Origin of the sequence: Saccharibacillus sp. O23 (assembly GCF_002205895.1) — a bacterium.
GTDB lineage: Bacteria > Bacillota > Bacilli > Paenibacillales > Paenibacillaceae > Saccharibacillus.
Window position 1 is genome coordinate 49,072 of the sequence record NZ_NJDE01000010.1, and the last position, 19,422, is coordinate 68,493.

Sequence of the window (19,422 nt, forward strand, 5' to 3'; positions counted from 1 at the left end):
ATGAACGCAAGAGCAAATCATGGACAGGAGATGGACATATTGGGCAAAACGATCGCGGATTCGCTGGTAGAAGCACTGGTACAAGCGGGAGTCAAACGGATCTACGGCATTACCGGAGATTCGCTGAATGCCGTTATCGACGCCGTGCGCCGTTCGGGAAAAATCGATTGGATTCATGTTCGTCACGAGGAAGTCGCGGCGTTCGCCGCGGGAGCCGAAGCGGATCTCGACGGTTCGATCGCGGTCTGCGCGGGCAGCAGCGGTCCCGGCAACCTGCATCTGATCAACGGTTTGTACGAATGTCACCGCAGCCGTCTGCCGGTATTGGCGATCGCCGCCCATGTGCCGAGCGACGAGATCGGCAGCGGTTATTTTCAAGCGACGCATCCCGAACAGATCTTCCAAGAATGCAGCGTGTTCTGCGAAACCATCATGACGAGCGGTCAGATCCCGCGCACGATCACGATGGCGCTTCAGGCCGCGCAGGCTCATTCGAGCGTGTCGGTGATCGTGCTGCCGGGCGACGTGGCCGCGGAAGAGACCAAAAGCAAAATTCCCGAGAAGGTCGTTCATGCGCCGCGTCCGGTCGTCGTGCCTTCGGGCGAAGAACTGCGGCAGTTGGCCGAGATCTTGAACAGCGGCAAAAAAGTGACCGTGTTGGCCGGCGCGGGCTGCAAAGGCGCGCATGCCGAAGTGCTCGCGCTCTGCGAACGGCTTCAGGCTCCGATGGTCGTCGCGCTGCGCGGCAAAGAACATCTGGAATACGACAATCCCTATTTCGTCGGTTTGACCGGCTTGATCGGGTATTCGTCCGGTTATCATGCCATGATGGACTGCGACGTGCTGCTGATGCTGGGCACGGATTTCCCTTATCGCCAGTTCTATCCGGAACATGCGAAGATCGTTCAGGTAGACATCAACGCCGCGACGCTGGGACGCCGCGCGGCGCTCGAACTCGGCGTCTGCGGCGACGTCAAAGCGACGGCGCAGCATCTGCTGCCGCTGCTCGAAGAAGGCAAGAAACCGGATCATCTGCGGAAGTCGGCCGATCGTTACGCCAAAGTGCGCGACGATCTCGACGGCTTGGCTTCCGGCAAACCGGGACAAACGCCGATCCACCCGCAGTATCTGACCAAAGTGGTGAGCGATCTGGCCGCGGAAGACGCCGTCTTCAGCGCGGACGTCGGCACGCCGACCGTATGGGCGGCGCGTTATTTGCAGATGAACGGCAAACGCCGCCTGATCGGCTCGTTCAACCACGGCACGATGGCGAACGCCATGCCGCAGGCGATCGGCGCGCAGGCCGCGCATCCGGAACGCCAAGTGATCGCGCTGTCCGGCGACGGCGGACTGTCGATGCTGCTGGGCGATCTGCTGACGATCAAGCAGTACAAGCTGCCCGTCAAAGTGGTCGTATTCAACAACGAAGCGCTCGGGTTCGTCGAACTGGAGATGAAAGCCGCCGGCTATTTGGAGACCGGTACCGGACTGGGCGGAACGGACTTCGCCGCGATCGCCAACGCGATGGGCATCTACGGCGTGCGCGTCGACGACGCGGGCAATCTGGAAGAAGCCGTGCGTACCGCTCTGGCGCATGACGGTCCGGCGCTGATCGACGTGGCCGTAAATCGCCAAGAGCTGTCCATGCCGCCGAAGATCACGATGCAGCAGGCCGGAGGATTTTCGATCTGGGCGGTCAAAGCCGTCTTGAGCGGCCACGGCGACGAATTGATCGATCTGGCGAAAAGCAATCTGTTCCGGTAAACGTTCTGCGGCCGGAAAAGCGTTCGAGCTCAAAGACGCGAGGGCGATCCGAGGCGCGACGCCGGACGAGGTCGACGAACGGACGGGAAAGGCCGCGGCGCAGCCGCGGTCTTTTGCCGTTCTCGGATGAAAGCGGCGGCGCGGCGGAATTTGCGTTCGCGGCCGAACGGCACTATATTGTATGAAGGAACGAAAGGACGTGACCTCTTTGGATTTGTTCAATTACGGCGGAAGCTCGGATTCGCAGGCGGGCGGAAGCCTGCTGGCGGATCGCATGCGCCCGCTGACGCTGGACGAATATATCGGCCAGGAAGATATCGTCGGTCCCGGACGCCTGCTTCGTCGGGCGATCGAAGCCGACAAAGTCGGTTCGATCGTCTTGTACGGGCCGCCGGGATGCGGCAAAACGACGCTGGCCCATATTATCTCGAATCATACGCAAGGCAAATTCGTGCGGCTCAATGCCGTGGACGCCACGGTCAAAGACGTGCGGGAAGTCATTCAACAGGCGGCCGACGACAAAGCGCTGTACGGAACCAAAACGATTCTTTTTCTGGACGAAGTGCATCGCTTCAACAGTTCGCGTCAGGACGCCCTGCTTCCGGCCGTCGAGAAAGGCACCATCATCTTCATCGGCGCCACGACCGAAAATCCGTTCCATTACGTGAACGGCGCCCTCATGAGCCGCTCGACGCTGTTCCAGCTGCATCCGCTGACCGCGGAGCATGCGCTGATCGCCATGCGCCGCGCGCTGGCCGATTCGCGGCGCGGCCTCGGCTACATGGATCTGAGCGCGGACGAAGACGCGCTGGAACATATCGCGGCCATGTCCGGCGGCGATATCCGCCGCGCGCTGAACGCGCTGGAGCTGGCGGCGCTGACCACGCCGCCGCAGGCCGACGGCAGCGTGCGCGTCACGCTCGAAGCGGCCGAAGAATCGGTGCGCCGGCCGATCGCGCGCGCCGACGAGTCGACGCAGTACGACGTGCTGTCCGCGTTCCACAAATCGATTCGCGGCTCCAGCGACGCCGCGCTGTATTGGTTCTTGTATGCCGTCGAGAAGCTCGGCATGGACCCGATGACGTTTATACGCCGCCTGATCGCGGCCAGCAGCGAAGATATCGGGCTCGCCAATCCTCAGGCGATGGTACAGGCCGTGTCCGCATTGGAAGCTTACCGCAACAACGGCTGGCCCGAAGCCAAGCTCAACGTGGCCCAGGCGATTCTTTTCGCCGTCGAGAGCCCCAAGTCGAACGCCGTCTATACGGCGATCTCGAAAGCGGAAGCCGCTTTCGGCCGAACCGGCACGACGGAAGTGCCGCTGCATCTGCGCGATACGCATTACAAAGGCGCGGAGAAGCTGGGACACGAAGGGTACCGGTATCCGCACAATTTTCCGAACCATTACGTCAAACAGGCTTATTTGCCGCCCGAACTGGAAGGGACCGTGTTCTACGAGGCGACGGAGCAGGGAAACGAGTCCAAGATTCGTCTGAATCAACAGCGGCGCCGCGAACAATAAATAAGAGGCGGGAAGAACGGTGGAGCGGACAAGACGGGTTTCGTATGTTAGAATTGTCAGAATCATACGAAATGTAGTAATCTAAATGTTGTCTTCACTTTGGACGCTCTGGTTTCGCTTGTCCGAAGACGTTTTGTTGTGCAGGCAAGTCTAATTTAGCTTCCATAAGGGATTTTAAGGGCCGCCGTACGTTGAACCGTAACCTGCTTTCGTTTCATGGTTTCCGTTTGCCTATTGCTCTGCGGATGAAGCGCCGGCTTGAAATCGAGTCGAAAACGGTCAACGTAGCAAGCCGACGACTTTTGTGGAGAGAGAAAGGTACGAACGAAATGGATAAAAACCAGCCGGCCGAACCTCGCGCATTGACGAGGACCCAAAGGCATCAGAAGAAAAAGAAAACGAAGAAAAACAGAGGCAGGGCTTGGCTGATCGTATTGGGCGTCGTGCTGATTCTGGGGTTAGGCGGATACATCTTCCGCAAAGAATTGATGGTGCTCGCGTTCGACACTCTGCTCGCGGATACGGTCAAAGATACGTTGGACAAATCGTACGAACCGATCGCTCAAGACAACAAAGGCGGGGGAGAAGAAGAACTGTCCGTCGCCGAATTAAGCAAAGAACCGTTCTCCGTTTTGCTGCTCGGCACCGACCAGCGGGATAAAGAAATCGCCCGAACCGACTCGATCATTTATTCGGTCGTGCGCCCCGCGGACAACAAAGTGCTGCTCGTCTCCATTCCGCGCGACTCTTACGTCAAGATGGTCGGTACGCCGACGATCAAAGGCACCCGTTCCAAAACGAAAATCAACGCGGCTTACGCTTACGGCGGCGCGCAGATGAGCGTCGATACGGTAGAAGCGCTGCTGGATCACGACGTGGATTATTACGCCACGATCAACTTCAACGGACTTAAAGACGTGGTCAACGCGATGGGCGGCGTCGAACTTCCGATTACCGAAAAAATCGAAAACAAACAGGCCGATCACGAGAAATTCACGATCGAGCCGAACAAACCGATCTACGACGGTACCGAAGCGCTGAATTACGTGCGTTACCGCGAAGATTCCGACTTCAAGCGGACGGAACGCCATCGCATTTTCTTGAAGCAGATGCTGAACCGGATGAAAAATGTCGAAAACATCGCGAAGATTCCCGAACTGATCGGCATCGCCGGTCAGAATTTCAAGACCAACATGACTTCGGACTTTATGTTGTCTCTTGCCAAGACGGTCATTCTGAGCGACGCCACGCCGAATATCAGCAGCCATATGCTGCAAGGCGAAGGGGTCTCGCGCGACGCTTGGTATTACGAGCTGGACGACGACGATCTGCAGGAAACGATCGATTCGATCGGCAAATGGCTGGACCCGAACTCGACCGCGGCCGATCTGGCGGTGGACGATACCGACGCGGGCGGCGATTCGCATACCGACCAAGAAGGCCAACCGGCCGGCGACGTCGGACAATAAGATTCGGCCCCGAATTTCGGGCGATCCCGTCGGCCCGACGAAGTCCGGACGGCCGATCCGCGTTTAACCAAAAATCCCGCTTCCGCGCCGGCAAAGGCGCGAAAGCGGGATTTCTTTTGCAGGGCCGCCGCTTACTTGGCGACCGCGGGCATATCGTAAGGCACTTTCTCGACTTGTTCGATCGTGCCGCCGCCGAGACAAACTTCGCCGTCGTAGAATACGACCGCTTGACCCGGGGTGATCGCTTTTTGCCGTTCGTCGAACGACACGTGAACCGATCCGTCTTCGAGACGGGTCAGCGTCACGCCTTGATCCGGCTGCCGGTAGCGGAATTTGGCCGTGCAGGTCAACGGACCGTTGGCCAGTTCGTCGCGTCCGGACGCGAAAGTCACGCCGCTCGCGATCAGGCCGGTCGAATACAGGCTCGGATGTTTGTCGCCTTGCACGACGTACAGGATATTGCGTTCCAGATCTTTGTCGGCGACGAACCACGGTTCGCCGCTGCCGGAACCGCCGATGCCCAAGCCTTGACGTTGGCCCAGCGTATAATACATCAAGCCGTCGTGACGGCCTTTGGATTCGCCGGTCGCGATATCGACCATCTCGCCGGACTTGGCCGGCAGGTAGCCGCTCAGGAATTCGCGGAAATTGCGCTCGCCGATAAAGCAGACGCCCGTGCTGTCTTTTTTGCGCGCGGTGGCGAGTCCGGCTTCTTCGGCGATGCGACGGACTTCCGGTTTCGGCAGATGGCCGATCGGGAACATCGTTTTGGAGAGCTGGTAAGGGTTCAGCGCGTTCAGGAAGTAAGTCTGATCTTTGTTGTTGTCGATGCCGCGCAGCAGCTTGAACTCGCCGTTTTCTTCCGTCACGCGGGCATAGTGGCCGGTCGCGACGTAATCGGCGCCGAGATCGAGCGCTTTGTTCAGGAACTCGCCGAACTTGATCTCGCGGTTGCACATCACGTCCGGGTTCGGCGTGCGGCCGCGTTTGTATTCGTCGAGGAAATACGTGAATACTTTGTCGAAGTATTCTTTTTCGAAATTGACCGTATAATAAGGAATTCCGATCTTCTCGCAGACGCGGCGAACGTCTTCGGCATCGTCTTCCGCCGTGCAGTGGCCGAATTCGTCGGTGTCGTCCCAATTTTTCATGAAGATGCCGATCACGTCGTAGCCTTGCTCTTTGAGCAGCAGGGCCGTGACCGAGGAGTCGACGCCTCCGGACATGCCGACGACGACGCGCGTTTCTTGAGGAGATTTATGCATGAATATCACCGTCTTCTATGAGGTATTTTCTGAAAATGATAAAATAAGATGAAAACAAAACAACGCGCTGCGCGCGTCTTCATGCATTTTACCACAAAAGCCTTAAATTGACGACTCCCGAACGGGGCGGAAGCCGGCAAAGATTCCGCTGTGCGCGGACATTTTACGGAACGGACCGCGATTGCGTAGTGCATCCCGCTCCCGGGTTATGTTACGATAGTCAAAGTATATGCCTATCCGCGTGCCGACCGAAGCAAATCCGGGCCGACGGCGCGTCTCTTTGCGGATAATCCCAAGGATTCGGCTGGCGGTAATCGGACTATTCCGGGAAGACGGCGCGATCGAACCCCGAATGAATCGAAAGAGGTGCCTCTATTGAAAATATCGACTAAAGGCCGTTACGGCTTGACCATCATGATGGAATTGGCGGCGAGGTACGGCGAAGGTCCGACCTCGCTCAAAAGCATCGCCGAAAAAAACTCGCTCTCCGAACATTATCTGGAGCAGCTCATCGCCCCGCTGCGCAACGGAGGACTCGTGAAGAGTATCCGCGGCGCTTACGGCGGTTATATTCTGTCGCGCGATCCCGATACGGTGACGGCCGGCGAGATCATCCGCGTGCTGGAAGGTCCGATCTCGGTCGTGGACTTCGCCGAAGAAGACGACCCGGCCAAACGCGATCTGTGGAAAAAAATCCGCGACGCGATCGCCGACGTCATCGACTCGACCACGCTCGGCGACCTGATCGCTTACCGCGACAAAGGCGAACCCGACAACTACATGTTCTACATTTAAATCCGAGGTGAAAAGGCAATGAACCGAATTTATATGGATCACGCGGCCTCGACGCCGGTGCATCCGCTTGTTGCCGAGGAAATGCTTCGCGTCATGACCGGCACGTTCGGCAACGCGTCCAGCGTGCACGCGTTCGGACGCGACGCCAAGCGGATCGTCAGTTCCGCGCGCGAACGGATCGCCGCGGCGATCGGAGCGAAGCCGCACGATCTGGTGTTCACGTCGGGCGGCACGGAGAGCGACAATGCGGCGCTGTTCGGCGCGGCCCATGCGCGGATCGACCGCGGACGGCATCTGCTCGTTTCGCGGATCGAACATCACGCGGTGCTGCATGCGGCGGAACGTCTGGCCGAGCAGGGCTTCGAAGTGGAATACATTCCGGTAGACGTCCGGGGCAGAGTCGATCTCGATTGGATTCGCGAGCATACGCGTCCGGACACGACGCTGATCAGCGTCATGTTCGCCAACAACGAGGTCGGCACCGTGCAGCCGGTGCGCGAGATCGGAGCTTTCGCCCGCGAGCGCGGCGTATGGTTCCATACCGACGCGGTGCAGGCGCTGGGCTCGCTGAAGATCGACTGCGGCGAATTGAACGCCGACTTGATCAGCTTCTCCGCGCATAAGATCAACGGCCCGCAGGGCATCGGCGCGCTCTATATCGCGCCGCAGATCAAGCTGCCGGCCATGCTGCACGGCGGCAACCAAGAACGCAAACGCCGGGCGGGAACCGAGAACCTGGCCGGCATGGCCGGTTTCGCCAAAGCCGTCGAATTGTCGGTGTCCGGTTTGGACGAACGGCATGCCGAAGCGCTGCGTCTTCGCGGCGAACTGCTCGGCGGACTCGAAGCCTCGATCGGCCGAGAAGCCTTCGTCGTGAACGGAGATCCCGAGCATACGTTGGCGCATGTGATCAACATCAGCTTCCCGGCGGTGGGGACCGAGACGATGCTGATGAACCTCGATATGGAAGGGATCGCCGCGGCCAGCGGATCGGCCTGCACGTCCGGCTCGCTCGAGACCTCGCATGTGCTGCGCGCCATGAATTTGCCCGAAAAAGTTTTGAACTCCGCGATTCGATTCAGCTTCGGCTTGGGTAATACTTCGCAGGAAATCGAGACGGTCGTGCAAAAAATCGAAACGATTATCGCCCGCGTGCGTATCAAATCTTGATACGCCTTCGCGTATCCTATTGTGAATAATCGTTCAAATTCGGAACAAGTTTCCGCGTTTCTCGGCGACTCTCAAATAAGCGGACGGATAGGTGATCCCCATAATGAAATGTCCAAATTGCAGTTCTAAAGATATCGGCAAAATCGGCTCGCATCAGTTTTATTGCTGGAGCTGTTTTATCGAATTGACGGTTAACGGAGGCAAGATGTCGGTGTATCAGGTCGAAAAAGACGGCACGCTCAGCTCGCTGGACGATTTGTTCTGCGTAAGCGGCGCCGCGGAATCGATCCCGCATCTTCAAGCGGCCAACTAGTACCCTTTCAACTCTTGATCACAGATTTACGTTCTGCTGAAACGCACGCGCTTCTGGTGCGATTCAGGAGGGCGTATTTCTACCTTTGATATTGACAAGGTAATAAACGACGAACAAGCCGGAAGAATCGGGTTTCCTTCGGGAAACGCCTCGGATCTTCCGGCTTTTTTGCGGATTGACAGAAAATAATCGTCCCGATATACTGGGAAAGCATTGACTATAGTCGTCAAAACGATGATGGAATGAAGTACGTCTTGAAGAGACGCTCTCTCAGCGAGCAGGCTCCTTGCGCGAATCGCGCATGGGTGGAAGAGCCTGAAGAGCCGACGGACCGAAAGCTAATTCCGGAGTGCCGGGCTTCGCGATTCGCGACGCCGAAGCCGCTTCGTCCCCGTTAACGGACGCAATCGAGGAGATCGTTCTCAATTTTGCGCTTTCCCTGCTTCGTACGGGCAGGACCGCATCATTGCCGGACGGTAACCAGGGTGGTACCGCGAGCAATCGTCCCTGAATTTTTCAGGGGCGTTTTTTATGTTTTTTTCGTAGTTGCAGCAGCCTATTTTTCTTAAAAACGGAGGTTCGAGAACGATGAAAGCTAGTGAAATCCGCTCCAAATGGCTGGAATTTTTCGAAGGGAAAGGCCACCATATCGAGCCGAGCGCCCCGCTCGTCCCGCACAACGACCCGTCGCTATTGTGGATCAACGCCGGCATGGCTCCGCTCAAACCTTACTTTGACGGACGCGTGAAACCGGAAAATCCGAGAATCGCGAACTCGCAAAAGTGCATCCGTACCAACGATATCGAAAACGTGGGCAAAACCCGCCGCCACCATACGTTCTTCGAAATGCTCGGCAACTTCTCGATCGGCGACTACTTCAAAGAAGAAGCGATCACTTGGGCATGGGAATTCCTGACCGGCCCGCAGTGGATCGGATTCGATCCGAACCGTATCAGCGTCACGGTCTATGCCGAAGACGAAGAAGCGTTCAAGATCTGGAACGAGAAAGTGGGACTGCCGGCGGAACGCATCATCAAGCTGGGCGACGAGAACTTCTGGGATATCGGCGAAGGTCCTTGCGGACCGTGCAGCGAGATCTTCTACGATCGCGGCGACGCTTACGGACTGCTTGATCCGAACGATCCGGAAATGTATCCGGGCGGAGAGAACGAGCGTTTCCTCGAAGTCTGGAACCTCGTATTCTCGCAGTTCAACCATAACAAAGACGGCAGCTACACGCCGCTTCCAAACAAGAACATCGATACGGGCGCGGGTCTGGAGCGTCTTTCTTCGATCCTTCAAGACGTGAACTCCAACTTCGATACCGACTTGTTCCAGCCGATGATTCAACATACGGCGAAGCTGGCCGGCATCGAATACGGCGTCAGCGAAGAGCACGACGTCGCGCTCAAAGTCATTGCTGACCACGTGCGCACGGTAACGTTCGCCGTCGGCGACGGCGTGCAGCCGTCCAACGAAGGCCGCGGTTACGTCATCCGCCGTCTGCTACGCCGCGCGGTCCGCTACGGACGCGTGATCGGATTGGACCGTCCGTTCCTGTACGAGCTGGTTCGCACCGTAGGCGACGTCATGGGCGTCTACTACAGTCAAGTCGTGGACAGCCGCGAACTGATCGAACGCGTGATCCGTCTGGAAGAAGAACGTTTCCATAAGACGCTGTCCGACGGTCTCGCGATCTTGACCGAGACGGCCGAACGCGCCAAAGCGGCCGGAGAAACCGTCATCGGCGGCGAAGACGCATTCAAGATGTACGACACGTACGGTTTCCCGCTGGATCTGACGGAAGACTTCGCGCTGGAGCACGGCATGACCGTGGACCGCGACGGATTCGAGACGGCGATGCAGGAACAACGTACGAGAGCGCGCGAAGCGCACAAAAAAGGCGGCGGCATGAATATCCAAGGCGGCGCGTTGTCCGAACTGGAAGCCGACAGCGAATTCGTGGGCTACGCGGAAACGTCCGTCGAAGCCAAAATCGTCGTGCTGATCAAAGACGGCGAAATCGTCGATTCGGTCGGCGAAGGCGATTCCGCGCTGGTCGTGCTCGACAAAACGCCTTTCTATGCGGAAAGCGGCGGTCAGGTCAGCGACGTGGGCACGATCTCGTCCTTTACCGGCACGCTGAACGTGGAAGGTCTGGTCAAAGCGCCGCGCGGCCAACACGTGCATCAAGTGACGGTCGAATCCGGCGAACTGCATGTCGGCGACGACGTGCGGGCGAGCGTGAAACGCGATTCCCGCGCCGCGATCGAGAAAAACCATACGGCGACGCACCTGCTGCACAAAGCGCTCAAAGAAGTGCTCGGCACGCACGTCAACCAAGCAGGCTCGCTCGTCGAGCCGCAGCGTCTGCGCTTCGACTTCTCGCATTTCGGCAGCATCACGCCGGAAGAGTTGGCCGACGTGGAACGCCGCGTCAACGAGCAGATCTGGAAAGGCGTCAACGTCGTCATCGAGCTGAAAGGCATCGAGGAAGCCAAAGCGATGGGCGCGATGGCGCTGTTCGGCGAAAAATACGGCGATATCGTGCGCGTCGTGGAAATCGGCGATTACAGCCTCGAGCTGTGCGGCGGCTGCCACGTTCGCAACACGAGCGAGATCGGCTTGTTCAAACTGGTCGGCGAAAGCGGCATCGGTTCGGGCGTGCGCCGGATCGAAGCTTTGACCGGCCGGGGCGCTTATCTGTATCTGGACGAGCAGCTCGATCTGCTCAAGCAGTCGGCCGCGGCGCTCAAGACTCCGGTTGCCGAAGTGCCGAAGCGCATCGAAGCGATGGGCAAACAGCTCAAAGAAGCCGAACGCGAGATCGAATCGCTGCGCGGCAAACTGGGCGCGATAGAAGCGGGCAAACTGACGGATAACGTGCGTAACGTAAGCGATGTGCAGGTGTTGGCCGAAGCGGTCTCCGTATCCGACATGGACGGTCTGCGTTCGCTCGCCGACGAGCTGAAAGTCAAACTGCCGCAGGCGGTGCTGATTCTGGGCGCGCCGGTGGAAGACAAGGTCAACTTCGTCGTGGCCGTTCCTCAGGAACTGACCAAGCGCGGCCTGCATGCGGGCAAGCTCGTCAAAGAAGCGGCTTCGGTCTGCGGCGGAGGCGGCGGCGGACGTCCGGATATGGCGCAGGCCGGCGGCAAAGACGCTTCGAAGCTTCAAGAAGCGCTGAACGCGGCTCTTTCGCTCCTCGAACAATCGCTGAACGCCTAAGAAGAAGCTGTTTATCGTTGCCGGATTCCCCGTTTCTTGATCGGGGGAAAGTGTGATATGATAAATAAGATTCAATACTACGAAGGCGTCAAAGCGCGCCGCCGACGCGGGGACGCTTTGTGAAGCGAGGTGTAATCCCTATGGATTCCATGGACAAGACTATGAAGTTCAACGTACAAGGCGACGAAGAGACTTCCGCACAGGAGATTCTGCTTACCGTGTACGACGCGCTTGTGGAGAAAGAGTACAATCCGATCAATCAGATTGTGGGCTACCTGCTGTCCGGCGATCCGGCTTACATCCCGAGACACAACAACGCACGAAGCCTGATTCGCAAAAAAGAGCGCGACGAGCTGATCGAAGAGCTGGTTCGTTCTTATTTGTCCAAGCTTCGATAGGAGAATAAGCATAATGAAATTGCTGGGCCTCGATTACGGAGACCGGCGGATCGGCGTCGCGTTAAGCGACGCCTTCGGCTGGACCGCTCAAGGGATCGAAGTGGTTCAGCGCCGCGAAGACGATTCTCATATGCGGAGAATCGCCGAGCTTGCGGCGCTGCACGAAGTCGAAGAAGTGGTGGTAGGTCTCCCGAAAAACATGAACGGCACGATCGGCCCGCGCGGCGAACTGTGCATCGAATTCGCCGAGTCGCTGCGGGAATTGTTGGGTCTGCCCGTTCACCTCTGGGATGAACGTCTGACGACGGTCTCCGCCGAGCGAACGCTCCTCGAAGCCGATGTCAGCCGCAAGAAACGCAAGCAGGTCGTCGACAAGATCGCGGCTGGCCTGATTTTGCAAAACTATCTCGATTCCAAATCAAAAAGGTGAAAGGGTGACGGGCATGGCAAACGATTCCCATCTCTTGGGCGACGAACCCGAAATTATTTATATTCCTGACGAAGAAGGCCAGGAAGAAGGCTTTGAAGTCATCATGAAATTCGAAGTGGACGGCTCCGACAGCAAGTACATGATGGTCGTGCCGCTGGACTCCGAAGACGACGAAGCGGACGAAGTTTACGCGTTCCGTTACGAAGAAGACGACGACGATTTGAAGCTCTACGTGATCGAAGACGAAGCGGAATGGCAGATCGTCGAAGAGACGTTTAATACGCTGGTTGCCGAATTGGACGGGGAGGAATAGAGCAATGACGGAATTTTCCGCAAGTCAGGTCGTATACACGAACAAGCTTGAGCAAGTGTACGGATTGTATGTCGAGCTGATCGACGAGAACGCGGAGTCGGTTACCTATCGTATCGTCAAAGAATTCGAAGTCGGCGGCGGCGCCTACGCGGTTCTTCAGAACGAAACGGTCGGAGCGGACGACGATGTGCAGATTCTCAAGATCGAGACTTCGCCTTCCGGCGAAGTGCAGCTGTCGACGATCGACGACGATGACGAGTGGGAAAACGTAGCCGAGCTGTTCGACGAACTCACTTTCCCGGAAGAAATGTAAGGGAATCGGTAAAGCAAGCGGACCCGGTCAGCCTGGTCCGCTTTGCCATGCGTAAAAATAACGATAGGCCGAGGACGTTCGATAAAGGATGTGCGCCGTAGTGGAAAATAGCGTATTGCCAAAGAAAAAAAGATCGAAAGCGCCGCTTGTGCTGATATTGATCCTATTGCTGTTGATCGGGTCGGTCGGAAGTTTCGTTTATGCTTCCATGCGGCCGATGCCTTCGTCGAGCGAAGCGGTCATGTTCGAGATTCCCGAAGGGACCGGAACGGCCGGAATCGCCGATAAGCTTCAAAAAGAAGGCTTGATCCGCAGCGCTCTGTTATACAAAGTCTACTTGAAAATGGAGAAGGAAGGCGGCTCCTTCAAAGCGGGCTCTTACCAACTGTACCCGGGTCTGGATTACGCGGGCATTACCGCGGCGTTGAACGAAGGCGAAGGCGCGAAACCCGCTTCGGTCAAAGTGACGATTCCGGAAGGGCTGACGATCCCGCAGATCGCGGATCGGCTGAGCGAAGCCGGCGGTTGGGACGCCAAAAGCATCCGTCAATTGGCCCGGGAACCGGAGAAATTCGCCGATGTCCTGCCGGACGGCGTGCCTTCCGAAGAAGGCTTAACTTACGCGTTGGAAGGGTATCTGTTCCCGGACACGTACGAGTTCTCGACCGATGCTTCCGCGGAAGACGTGGTGCGCCGGTTAGTCAAAGAAACGACGACCAAGCTGAAAGCCGTTCCGGACTTCGACGCTTTGCTCAAAGAGCGCGGGCTTACCGTTCACGAACTGTTGACCGTCGCGTCGCTCGTGGAGCGCGAAGCGGTGGTCGATTCCGAACGTCCGCTGATCGCCGGCGTCATCTACAACCGATTGAACAAACCGATGAAGCTGCAAATCGACGCGACCGTTCAATATGCGCTCGGCAAGCAGAAAGATCGGCTGCTGTATTCCGATCTCGAGATCGACAGTCCGTATAACACGTACAAACACGAAGGACTTCCGCCGGGGCCGATCGCGGCGCCGAGTCTCAAGTCCATCGAAGCGGCTTTGCAACCGGAAGCTTCGGATTACTATTTCTACGTGACCAAAAAAGACGGCTCCGGCGCGCATTGGTTTGCCGAGACGTACGAGCAGCATCAACAAAATATCGAGAAAAGCAAGGCCGGCGGCAAATGATTGCGCCGGCTTATGCCGATCATGGATTTAAGCGAATAGAAGGGAGTGGCCGTTTTGGGATATAGACCCGAATTGTTGGCAACGTGCGGCACACTGGATGAACTCAAAGCGCTGGCCGAAGCCGGCTGCGATGCTTTTTTGCTGGGGGAAGAAACATACGGGATGAGATTGCCGGGCGAATTCGCTCCGGAAGACATCGCGGAGGCGGTCGCTTACGCGCGCCCGCGCGGCATTAAAATTTATGTCTGCGTCAACAATCTGATGGATAACACGAAGCTGCCGGACCTGCCGGACTATCTGCGGCGGATGGGCGAAATCGGCGTGGACGGCATCGAATTCGGCGATCCTTCCGTGCTGATGCACGCTCGCAAGCTGCTGCCGGGCCTGCCGCTGCATTGGAACGCGGAGATGACTTCGACCAATCACGGAACGGCCAATTATTGGGGACGCCGGGGCGCGACCCGCGTCGTGCTCGCGCGCGAACTGAACATGGACGAAGTGACGAACATGATGCCGGAGCTGGAAGTCGAAGCCCAAGTGCAGGTTCACGGCATGACGAACATTTATCATTCCAAACGCAGCCTGGTGCATAGCTATATGGCGAATCAGGGACGTCCGGTCGAAGACGGCAACGTAGGCTTGTCGCGCGGCTTGTATCTGATCGAAGCGGAACGCCGCGACGAGCGGTTCCCGATCTACGAAGATTCCAACGGTACGCATATCATGAGTTCGGGCGATATCTGCATCTTGGAAGATTTGCATTTGTTGATGGAAGCGGGCGTGCAGAGTTTCAAGATCGAAGGCATTTTGAAAAGTCCGGCTTATAACGTCGCGGCGGCTCGCGCTTACCGCAAAGCGATCGACGCGTTCGTCGCCGATCCGCAAGGATATGCGTTCGACGAAGCTTGGCTGGACGAGATTCGCGATCTGCAGGACCCCGACCGGGAACTGTCCTTCGGATTTTTCTACAAAGAACAAGTGTATTGAGAACGGAAAGGGGATCGCATCGTGGAAACAACGCAAACGCCGATTCAAGCCAAGCCGCAGCATAAAGGCAAACGTTATCGGCTCGACAAACCCGAACTGCTGGCGCCGGCCGGCAATCTGGAAAAGCTGAAATTCGCCGTGCATTACGGCGCGGACGCCGTCTATATCGGGGGACAGAAATACGGTCTGCGCTCGGGCGCGGACAATTTCAGCTTCGAAGAAATGAAAGAAGGCGTGGAATTCGCCAAAAAATACGGCGCGAAAGTCTTCGTCGCCACCAATATTTACGCGCACGAAGAAGATTTGGACGGTATCGCCGAGTATCTGGGCAAACTGCAAGAAGCGGGCATCTCCGCGATCATCACGGCCGATCCGGTGATCGTGGAAACGGCCAAAACGGCAGCCCCCGAAGTCGAAGTGCATCTGAGCACGCAGCAGTCGACGCTCAATTGGCAGGCCGTGCAATTCTGGAAAGAAGAAGGACTGCCGCGAGTCGTGCTCGGCCGCGAGACCAGTCTGGAAGAGATCGCCGAGATCAAAGCGAACGTGGATATCGAAATCGAATCGTTCGTGCACGGCGCGATGTGCTCGTCGTATTCGGGCCGCTGCGTGCTGTCCAACCATTTTACCGACCGCGATTCCAATCGGGGCGGCTGCTGCCAATCGTGCCGCTGGAAATACGATCTGTTCGAAAACCCGTCTCCGGCGGGAGAATGGGTGTCCGAAGAACAGCAGTCGGAAAACAATGAAGGCAATCCGCTGTTCAAGCCGGAAGACAACGCGTTTACCATGGGTTCCAAAGACCTCTGCATGCTCGGCTCGATCCCGGATCTGATCGAAGTCGGCATCGACAGCTTCAAAGTGGAAGGCCGCATGAAGTCGATCCATTACGTGGCGACCGTCGTCAACGTCTATCGTCAAGCGATCGACGCGTACATGGCCGATCCCGAAAATTACGTGCTGAAGCCGGAATGGATGGAAGAACTGAACAAAGCGGCGAACCGTCCGCTGAACACGGGATTCTTCTACGATACGCCGGACCATGAAGACCATATCTACGAGCCGGAAGAAAAAGCCGTGCCTTACGACTTTGCCGGTCTGGTACTGGATTACGACGCCGAGACGCAAATCGCGACGATCCAGCAGCGCAACCATTTCAAGCCGGGAACGGAAATCGAATTTTTCGGCCCCGACGGAACCTTTTTCAAACAGACGGTAGGCACGATCTGGGACGAAGAAGGCAGCGAGTTGGACGCGGCGCGTCATCCGATGCAGCATGTCCGGTTGAAAGTGGATCAACCGCTGCGTTACTTCGATATGATGCGAAAGAAAAACAATAAAAAACAAAAGTCTTAAGACATAGTCCGAAAGGACCTTGCACAGACGTACGAAACCCTTCAATTCCTTCACGGAGCTGAAGGGTTTTCATGTAATGTTAACTTTTTTTAAAAAAATGCGCATTATCGCTTTCCATTTCGCTTGCTTGCGCCGATAATAAAGACATCCAGCATTTTGTAAACTCGGGCTTTTTTATGGCTATGTGGGTACATAAATAATTTCGGGAAGCTTTCTCGACGCCCGGTGTTAAAGCGCTGATTCTAAAGACTGGCGGGGTGGGGACATGGGTATGATGAAAGAACAAGGCGAACACGGGGAAAACCCGGTACTCGAGCCGGACGGCGGCAAAGTCGAAGGAAAAGGGAAGCCTTCGTTCAAGCTGCTGAAGAAGGACAAAAAGCCTAAACAGGTACGCGAAAAAAAGAAAGCGCTACCGAAATCGCTACCGGAGACGGAGTTAAATGGGTCCGAAGGCTTAGTGCAAAAAGCGAAAACTTCCAAATTGAGCTTTCCGAAGTTTAACAAAGGAACAAAAGGAAAAAACGTCAATCAATCGAAACGTTTCGCTCAAGGTTGGGGCGGCATGTTGGTCGGCGCGATCCGCAACTGGCGCGCGTTGAATCCGAGCAAATCGGTAGGCGTGAGACTCTTCTTGATCTTCTTGATCGGGATGGTCGTATTCGTGTCCTCGCTCGGGGTTCTCTCGTACGCCAAAGCGCGAAGCACGATCAAAGACAATGCGGCGGCGGCTAACGAACAAACGATTATGCAAACGGCGCAGAAGCTGGATATCGTGCTGCAGCGATACATGGACTTGTCGACTCAAGTCTTTTTCAATCCGGAGATTCAGGAATCCATTAACAACTTGCAGCGTGCCGCTACCGACTTCGACCGATTCCAAGCCGTTCGGGACATCAACGACTCGTTAAGCAATCAGATGAACGTGACCAGCGGTTTGCAGGCCGTTTATTTCCTGCAAACGGACGAAGCCGCGAACAATTTCTTCTCGGCGGGCAATTTGAAACTGCCGACTGCCGAAGAGATTCGAAAAACCGATTGGTACGCCAAACTGAATTCGGAAGACGCCAAGCAAATCTGGCTCGCGACCGACGCGAACCGCCAAAGCTACTCGATCGTAAGGATCATGTCGACGACCAACGGAAGCGGCGCCAAGTTCATCGTCGGTCTTCAAATGGACGTCAATACGCTGGAAGCCCAACTGAAATCGGTCAATCTGGGAGAAGGCAGCCGTATCGAATTGGTTGCCGCCGACGGAACGAACGTCGCTTCCAATATCGAAGGCTCCGCCGGTCAACCGTCTACTTTCGTGTTCCCGCACAGCGATCTGACGGGAAGCGGCAAATTCGAAACCAAACAGTTCGATCAGCCGGTACTGGCCGCTTACAGCACGTTGAGCCTTCCGGGTTGGAACCTGATCGGCATCGTGCCGACGGCTTACCTGCTGGAAGGCGCGTCGGGCATCTTAAGCCTGATCGTCATCTTCGTCGCCGTCGCGATTCTCGTCGCGATCGCGATGGGCGTCTGGATGGTCCGCATGATTGCCCGCCCGCTCGGTCATCTCAAAGGACTGATGCAGGAAGGCGCGACGGGCAACCTTAGCGTACGTACGGATTACCGCTCCAAAGACGAGATCGGCGAGCTGTCGACGGCATTTAACCGGATGATGGACCGGATCACGGATCTGGTTCGTCAGACGACGGATACCGCGCAGCAGGTGTTGGATACGGCGGGCGAGTTGGAAGAAGCTTCCCGTCAGACCGCGGCTTCGGCGCGCGAGATCGCGATCGCGACGGAAGAAATCGCCAACGGAGCGACGAGTCTGGCGCAGGAAGCGGAGAAGAGCACCGAACTGACGGATCAAATCGGAGACCGGATGGACAAAGTCGTCTCGGCCAACCGCGAGATGGACGCGTCGGCGCGGCAAGTCCAAGCGGCCAGCCGCGAAGGCACCGTGCATCTGGACAAGCTGCTCGAACAAACGGGCAGTACGGAAAACATGGTACGTTCGCTGGTTGCTCGGGTCGACGCGCTCAAAGAAAGCACGGCTTCGGTCATGAAGGTGCTCGAAGCGATGCAGAATATTACGAAACAAACGAATATTCTCTCGCTCAATGCCACGATCGAAGCGGCGCGGGCAGGCGCAGCCGGACAAGGATTTATGGTCGTGGCCGGAGAGATTCGCCAATTGGCCAGCCGTTCGCGCGAATCGATCGACATGGTCGGCGAGATCACCGACAATATTCAATCGGAGATGGACGAGACGGTACGCACGCTGTCGACGGTCTATCCGATGTTCCAAGAACAGGTAGTGTCCGTCAAACAAACGAGCGGCATCTTCGACTCCGTTCAAGATCAGATGGAGTCGTTCTCCGGCAAACTGGACGGCGTGACGGCTTCGATCGGCGAACTGGGCCGGGCGCAGACGATCATGTCCGAAGCGCTAGCCAGCGTCAGCGCGGTCGCCGAAGAATCGTCCGCGACTTCGGAAGAAGTGGCGTCGCTCAGCAGCGAGCAGCAGAATGTCGGCGTGCGTCTGGTCGAGCTGTCGGCGAAGCTCAGCAATGCGTCGAACGAGTTGAAAGAGTCGATTTCGAAATTTACGGTGTGATCAAATGTGCTGAGGTTCCGGGTAAAGTCCGTTCCGATCGCGTGTTGTAATCGGGAAAATCGATTATACTTTTTAGCGGTATTTTCCCGATTACAAAGGCGAACGCTATCGCTTCTTCACGGATTTTACCCTTCACCTTCCTCATTTTTGTGGTAGGAGAGGGGAAAAGCACAAAAAAGAGCTTCGGACTTCGGTCCGGAGCTCTTTTTGATGCATCGCCTACCTTTAATAAGGGCCGGCTTCTTTGCCTTTTTCTTCGGATTGTTCGACGGCTTTGTCGGGGTTCGACTGGCCGCTGGTTGCGTCTTCGGGTTTGG

Annotated in this window: 16 protein-coding genes; 15 read left to right on the forward strand and 1 reads right to left on the reverse strand. The window is 56.8% G+C overall.

The window, feature by feature from the left end; translation table 11 throughout:
- The first annotated feature begins 30 nt into the window (after window positions 1–30).
- The 3 genes from poxB to CDO73_RS14210 all read left to right on the forward strand — a co-directional run bounded on the left by poxB (window position 31) and on the right by CDO73_RS14210 (window position 4,755).
- Window positions 31–1,764: a ubiquinone-dependent pyruvate dehydrogenase gene (poxB, locus tag CDO73_RS14200; RefSeq protein ID WP_256972710.1), complete on the forward strand. Its 1,734-nt coding sequence runs from the start codon at window positions 31–33 to the stop codon at window positions 1,762–1,764.
- 208 nt (window positions 1,765–1,972) lie between these two features.
- The gene (locus CDO73_RS14205; RefSeq protein WP_088489478.1) at window positions 1,973–3,286 is read left to right on the forward strand and encodes a replication-associated recombination protein A; all 1,314 of its coding nucleotides are present in this window, start codon (window positions 1,973–1,975) and stop codon (window positions 3,284–3,286) included.
- 329 nt (window positions 3,287–3,615) lie between these two features.
- Window positions 3,616–4,755, forward strand: coding sequence for an LCP family protein (locus tag CDO73_RS14210; RefSeq protein WP_088489190.1), 1,140 nt, complete (start codon window positions 3,616–3,618; stop codon window positions 4,753–4,755).
- Between the two features lie 131 nt (window positions 4,756–4,886).
- Here the strand turns inward: CDO73_RS14210 and mnmA are convergent, their stop codons facing one another.
- The gene (gene mnmA / locus CDO73_RS14215) at window positions 4,887–6,020 is read right to left on the reverse strand and encodes a tRNA 2-thiouridine(34) synthase MnmA (protein WP_088489191.1); all 1,134 of its coding nucleotides are present in this window, start codon (window positions 6,018–6,020) and stop codon (window positions 4,887–4,889) included.
- Between the two features lie 375 nt (window positions 6,021–6,395).
- Here mnmA and cymR point away from each other — a divergent pair, with 375 nt between their 5' ends.
- The 12 genes from cymR (at window position 6,396) to CDO73_RS14275 (ending at window position 19,105) form a co-directional block, all read left to right on the forward strand.
- Window positions 6,396–6,815 carry a cysteine metabolism transcriptional regulator CymR gene (gene cymR / locus CDO73_RS14220; RefSeq protein WP_087796492.1) on the forward strand — a complete coding sequence of 140 codons (420 nt, stop codon included), beginning with the start codon at window positions 6,396–6,398 and terminating at the stop codon, window positions 6,813–6,815.
- A gap of 18 nt (window positions 6,816–6,833) precedes the next feature.
- Window positions 6,834–7,985 (forward strand): cysteine desulfurase family protein, encoded by a 1,152-nt coding sequence (locus tag CDO73_RS14225; RefSeq protein ID WP_088489192.1) that lies wholly within the window; start codon window positions 6,834–6,836, stop codon window positions 7,983–7,985.
- 103 nt (window positions 7,986–8,088) lie between these two features.
- Complete coding sequence (locus CDO73_RS14230) at window positions 8,089–8,298, forward strand: hypothetical protein (protein ID WP_088489193.1); 210 nt, start codon at window positions 8,089–8,091, stop codon at window positions 8,296–8,298.
- Between the two features lie 588 nt (window positions 8,299–8,886).
- Window positions 8,887–11,526 carry an alanine--tRNA ligase gene (gene alaS / locus CDO73_RS14235; protein WP_088489194.1) on the forward strand — a complete coding sequence of 880 codons (2,640 nt, stop codon included), beginning with the start codon at window positions 8,887–8,889 and terminating at the stop codon, window positions 11,524–11,526.
- Window positions 11,527–11,666: 140 nt separating this feature from the next.
- Window positions 11,667–11,924: an IreB family regulatory phosphoprotein gene (locus CDO73_RS14240; RefSeq protein WP_018975836.1), complete on the forward strand. Its 258-nt coding sequence runs from the start codon at window positions 11,667–11,669 to the stop codon at window positions 11,922–11,924.
- 13 nt (window positions 11,925–11,937) lie between these two features.
- Window positions 11,938–12,354 (forward strand): Holliday junction resolvase RuvX, encoded by a 417-nt coding sequence (gene ruvX / locus CDO73_RS14245; RefSeq protein WP_088489195.1) that lies wholly within the window; start codon window positions 11,938–11,940, stop codon window positions 12,352–12,354.
- A 13-nt stretch (window positions 12,355–12,367) separates the two neighbouring features.
- Window positions 12,368–12,667: a DUF1292 domain-containing protein gene (locus CDO73_RS14250; protein ID WP_087796498.1), complete on the forward strand. Its 300-nt coding sequence runs from the start codon at window positions 12,368–12,370 to the stop codon at window positions 12,665–12,667.
- A gap of 4 nt (window positions 12,668–12,671) precedes the next feature.
- Window positions 12,672–12,980 carry a DUF1292 domain-containing protein gene (locus CDO73_RS14255; protein ID WP_087796499.1) on the forward strand — a complete coding sequence of 103 codons (309 nt, stop codon included), beginning with the start codon at window positions 12,672–12,674 and terminating at the stop codon, window positions 12,978–12,980.
- 88 nt (window positions 12,981–13,068) lie between these two features.
- The gene (mltG, locus tag CDO73_RS14260) at window positions 13,069–14,151 is read left to right on the forward strand and encodes an endolytic transglycosylase MltG (protein WP_088489196.1); all 1,083 of its coding nucleotides are present in this window, start codon (window positions 13,069–13,071) and stop codon (window positions 14,149–14,151) included.
- Between the two features lie 54 nt (window positions 14,152–14,205).
- On the forward strand, window positions 14,206–15,138 hold the full coding sequence (locus CDO73_RS14265; protein ID WP_088489197.1) for a peptidase U32 family protein: 933 nt from the start codon (window positions 14,206–14,208) through the stop codon (window positions 15,136–15,138).
- A 21-nt stretch (window positions 15,139–15,159) separates the two neighbouring features.
- Window positions 15,160–16,494: a peptidase U32 family protein gene (locus tag CDO73_RS14270; RefSeq protein WP_179218708.1), complete on the forward strand. Its 1,335-nt coding sequence runs from the start codon at window positions 15,160–15,162 to the stop codon at window positions 16,492–16,494.
- Window positions 16,495–16,759: 265 nt separating this feature from the next.
- A complete protein-coding gene (locus tag CDO73_RS14275; protein WP_088489198.1) occupies window positions 16,760–19,105 on the forward strand; it encodes a methyl-accepting chemotaxis protein in 2,346 nt (781 codons plus the stop codon).
- Window positions 19,106–19,422: the final 317 nt, after the last annotated feature.

Coding starts and splice junctions, on each gene's coding strand:
- poxB (WP_256972710.1), top strand. CDS start 31: ATGGACATATTGGGCAAAACGATCGCGGATTCGCTGGTAGAAGCACTG.
- CDO73_RS14210 (WP_088489190.1), top strand. CDS start 3,616: ATGGATAAAAACCAGCCGGCCGAACCTCGCGCATTGACGAGGACCCAA.
- mnmA (WP_088489191.1), bottom strand. CDS start 6,020: ATGCATAAATCTCCTCAAGAAACGCGCGTCGTCGTCGGCATGTCCGGA.
- CDO73_RS14225 (WP_088489192.1), top strand. CDS start 6,834: ATGAACCGAATTTATATGGATCACGCGGCCTCGACGCCGGTGCATCCG.
- CDO73_RS14230 (WP_088489193.1), top strand. CDS start 8,089: ATGAAATGTCCAAATTGCAGTTCTAAAGATATCGGCAAAATCGGCTCG.
- alaS (WP_088489194.1), top strand. CDS start 8,887: ATGAAAGCTAGTGAAATCCGCTCCAAATGGCTGGAATTTTTCGAAGGG.
- CDO73_RS14240 (WP_018975836.1), top strand. CDS start 11,667: ATGGATTCCATGGACAAGACTATGAAGTTCAACGTACAAGGCGACGAA.
- ruvX (WP_088489195.1), top strand. CDS start 11,938: ATGAAATTGCTGGGCCTCGATTACGGAGACCGGCGGATCGGCGTCGCG.
- CDO73_RS14250 (WP_087796498.1), top strand. CDS start 12,368: ATGGCAAACGATTCCCATCTCTTGGGCGACGAACCCGAAATTATTTAT.
- CDO73_RS14255 (WP_087796499.1), top strand. CDS start 12,672: ATGACGGAATTTTCCGCAAGTCAGGTCGTATACACGAACAAGCTTGAG.
- mltG (WP_088489196.1), top strand. CDS start 13,069: ATGTGCGCCGTAGTGGAAAATAGCGTATTGCCAAAGAAAAAAAGATCG.
- CDO73_RS14275 (WP_088489198.1), top strand. CDS start 16,760: ATGGGTATGATGAAAGAACAAGGCGAACACGGGGAAAACCCGGTACTC.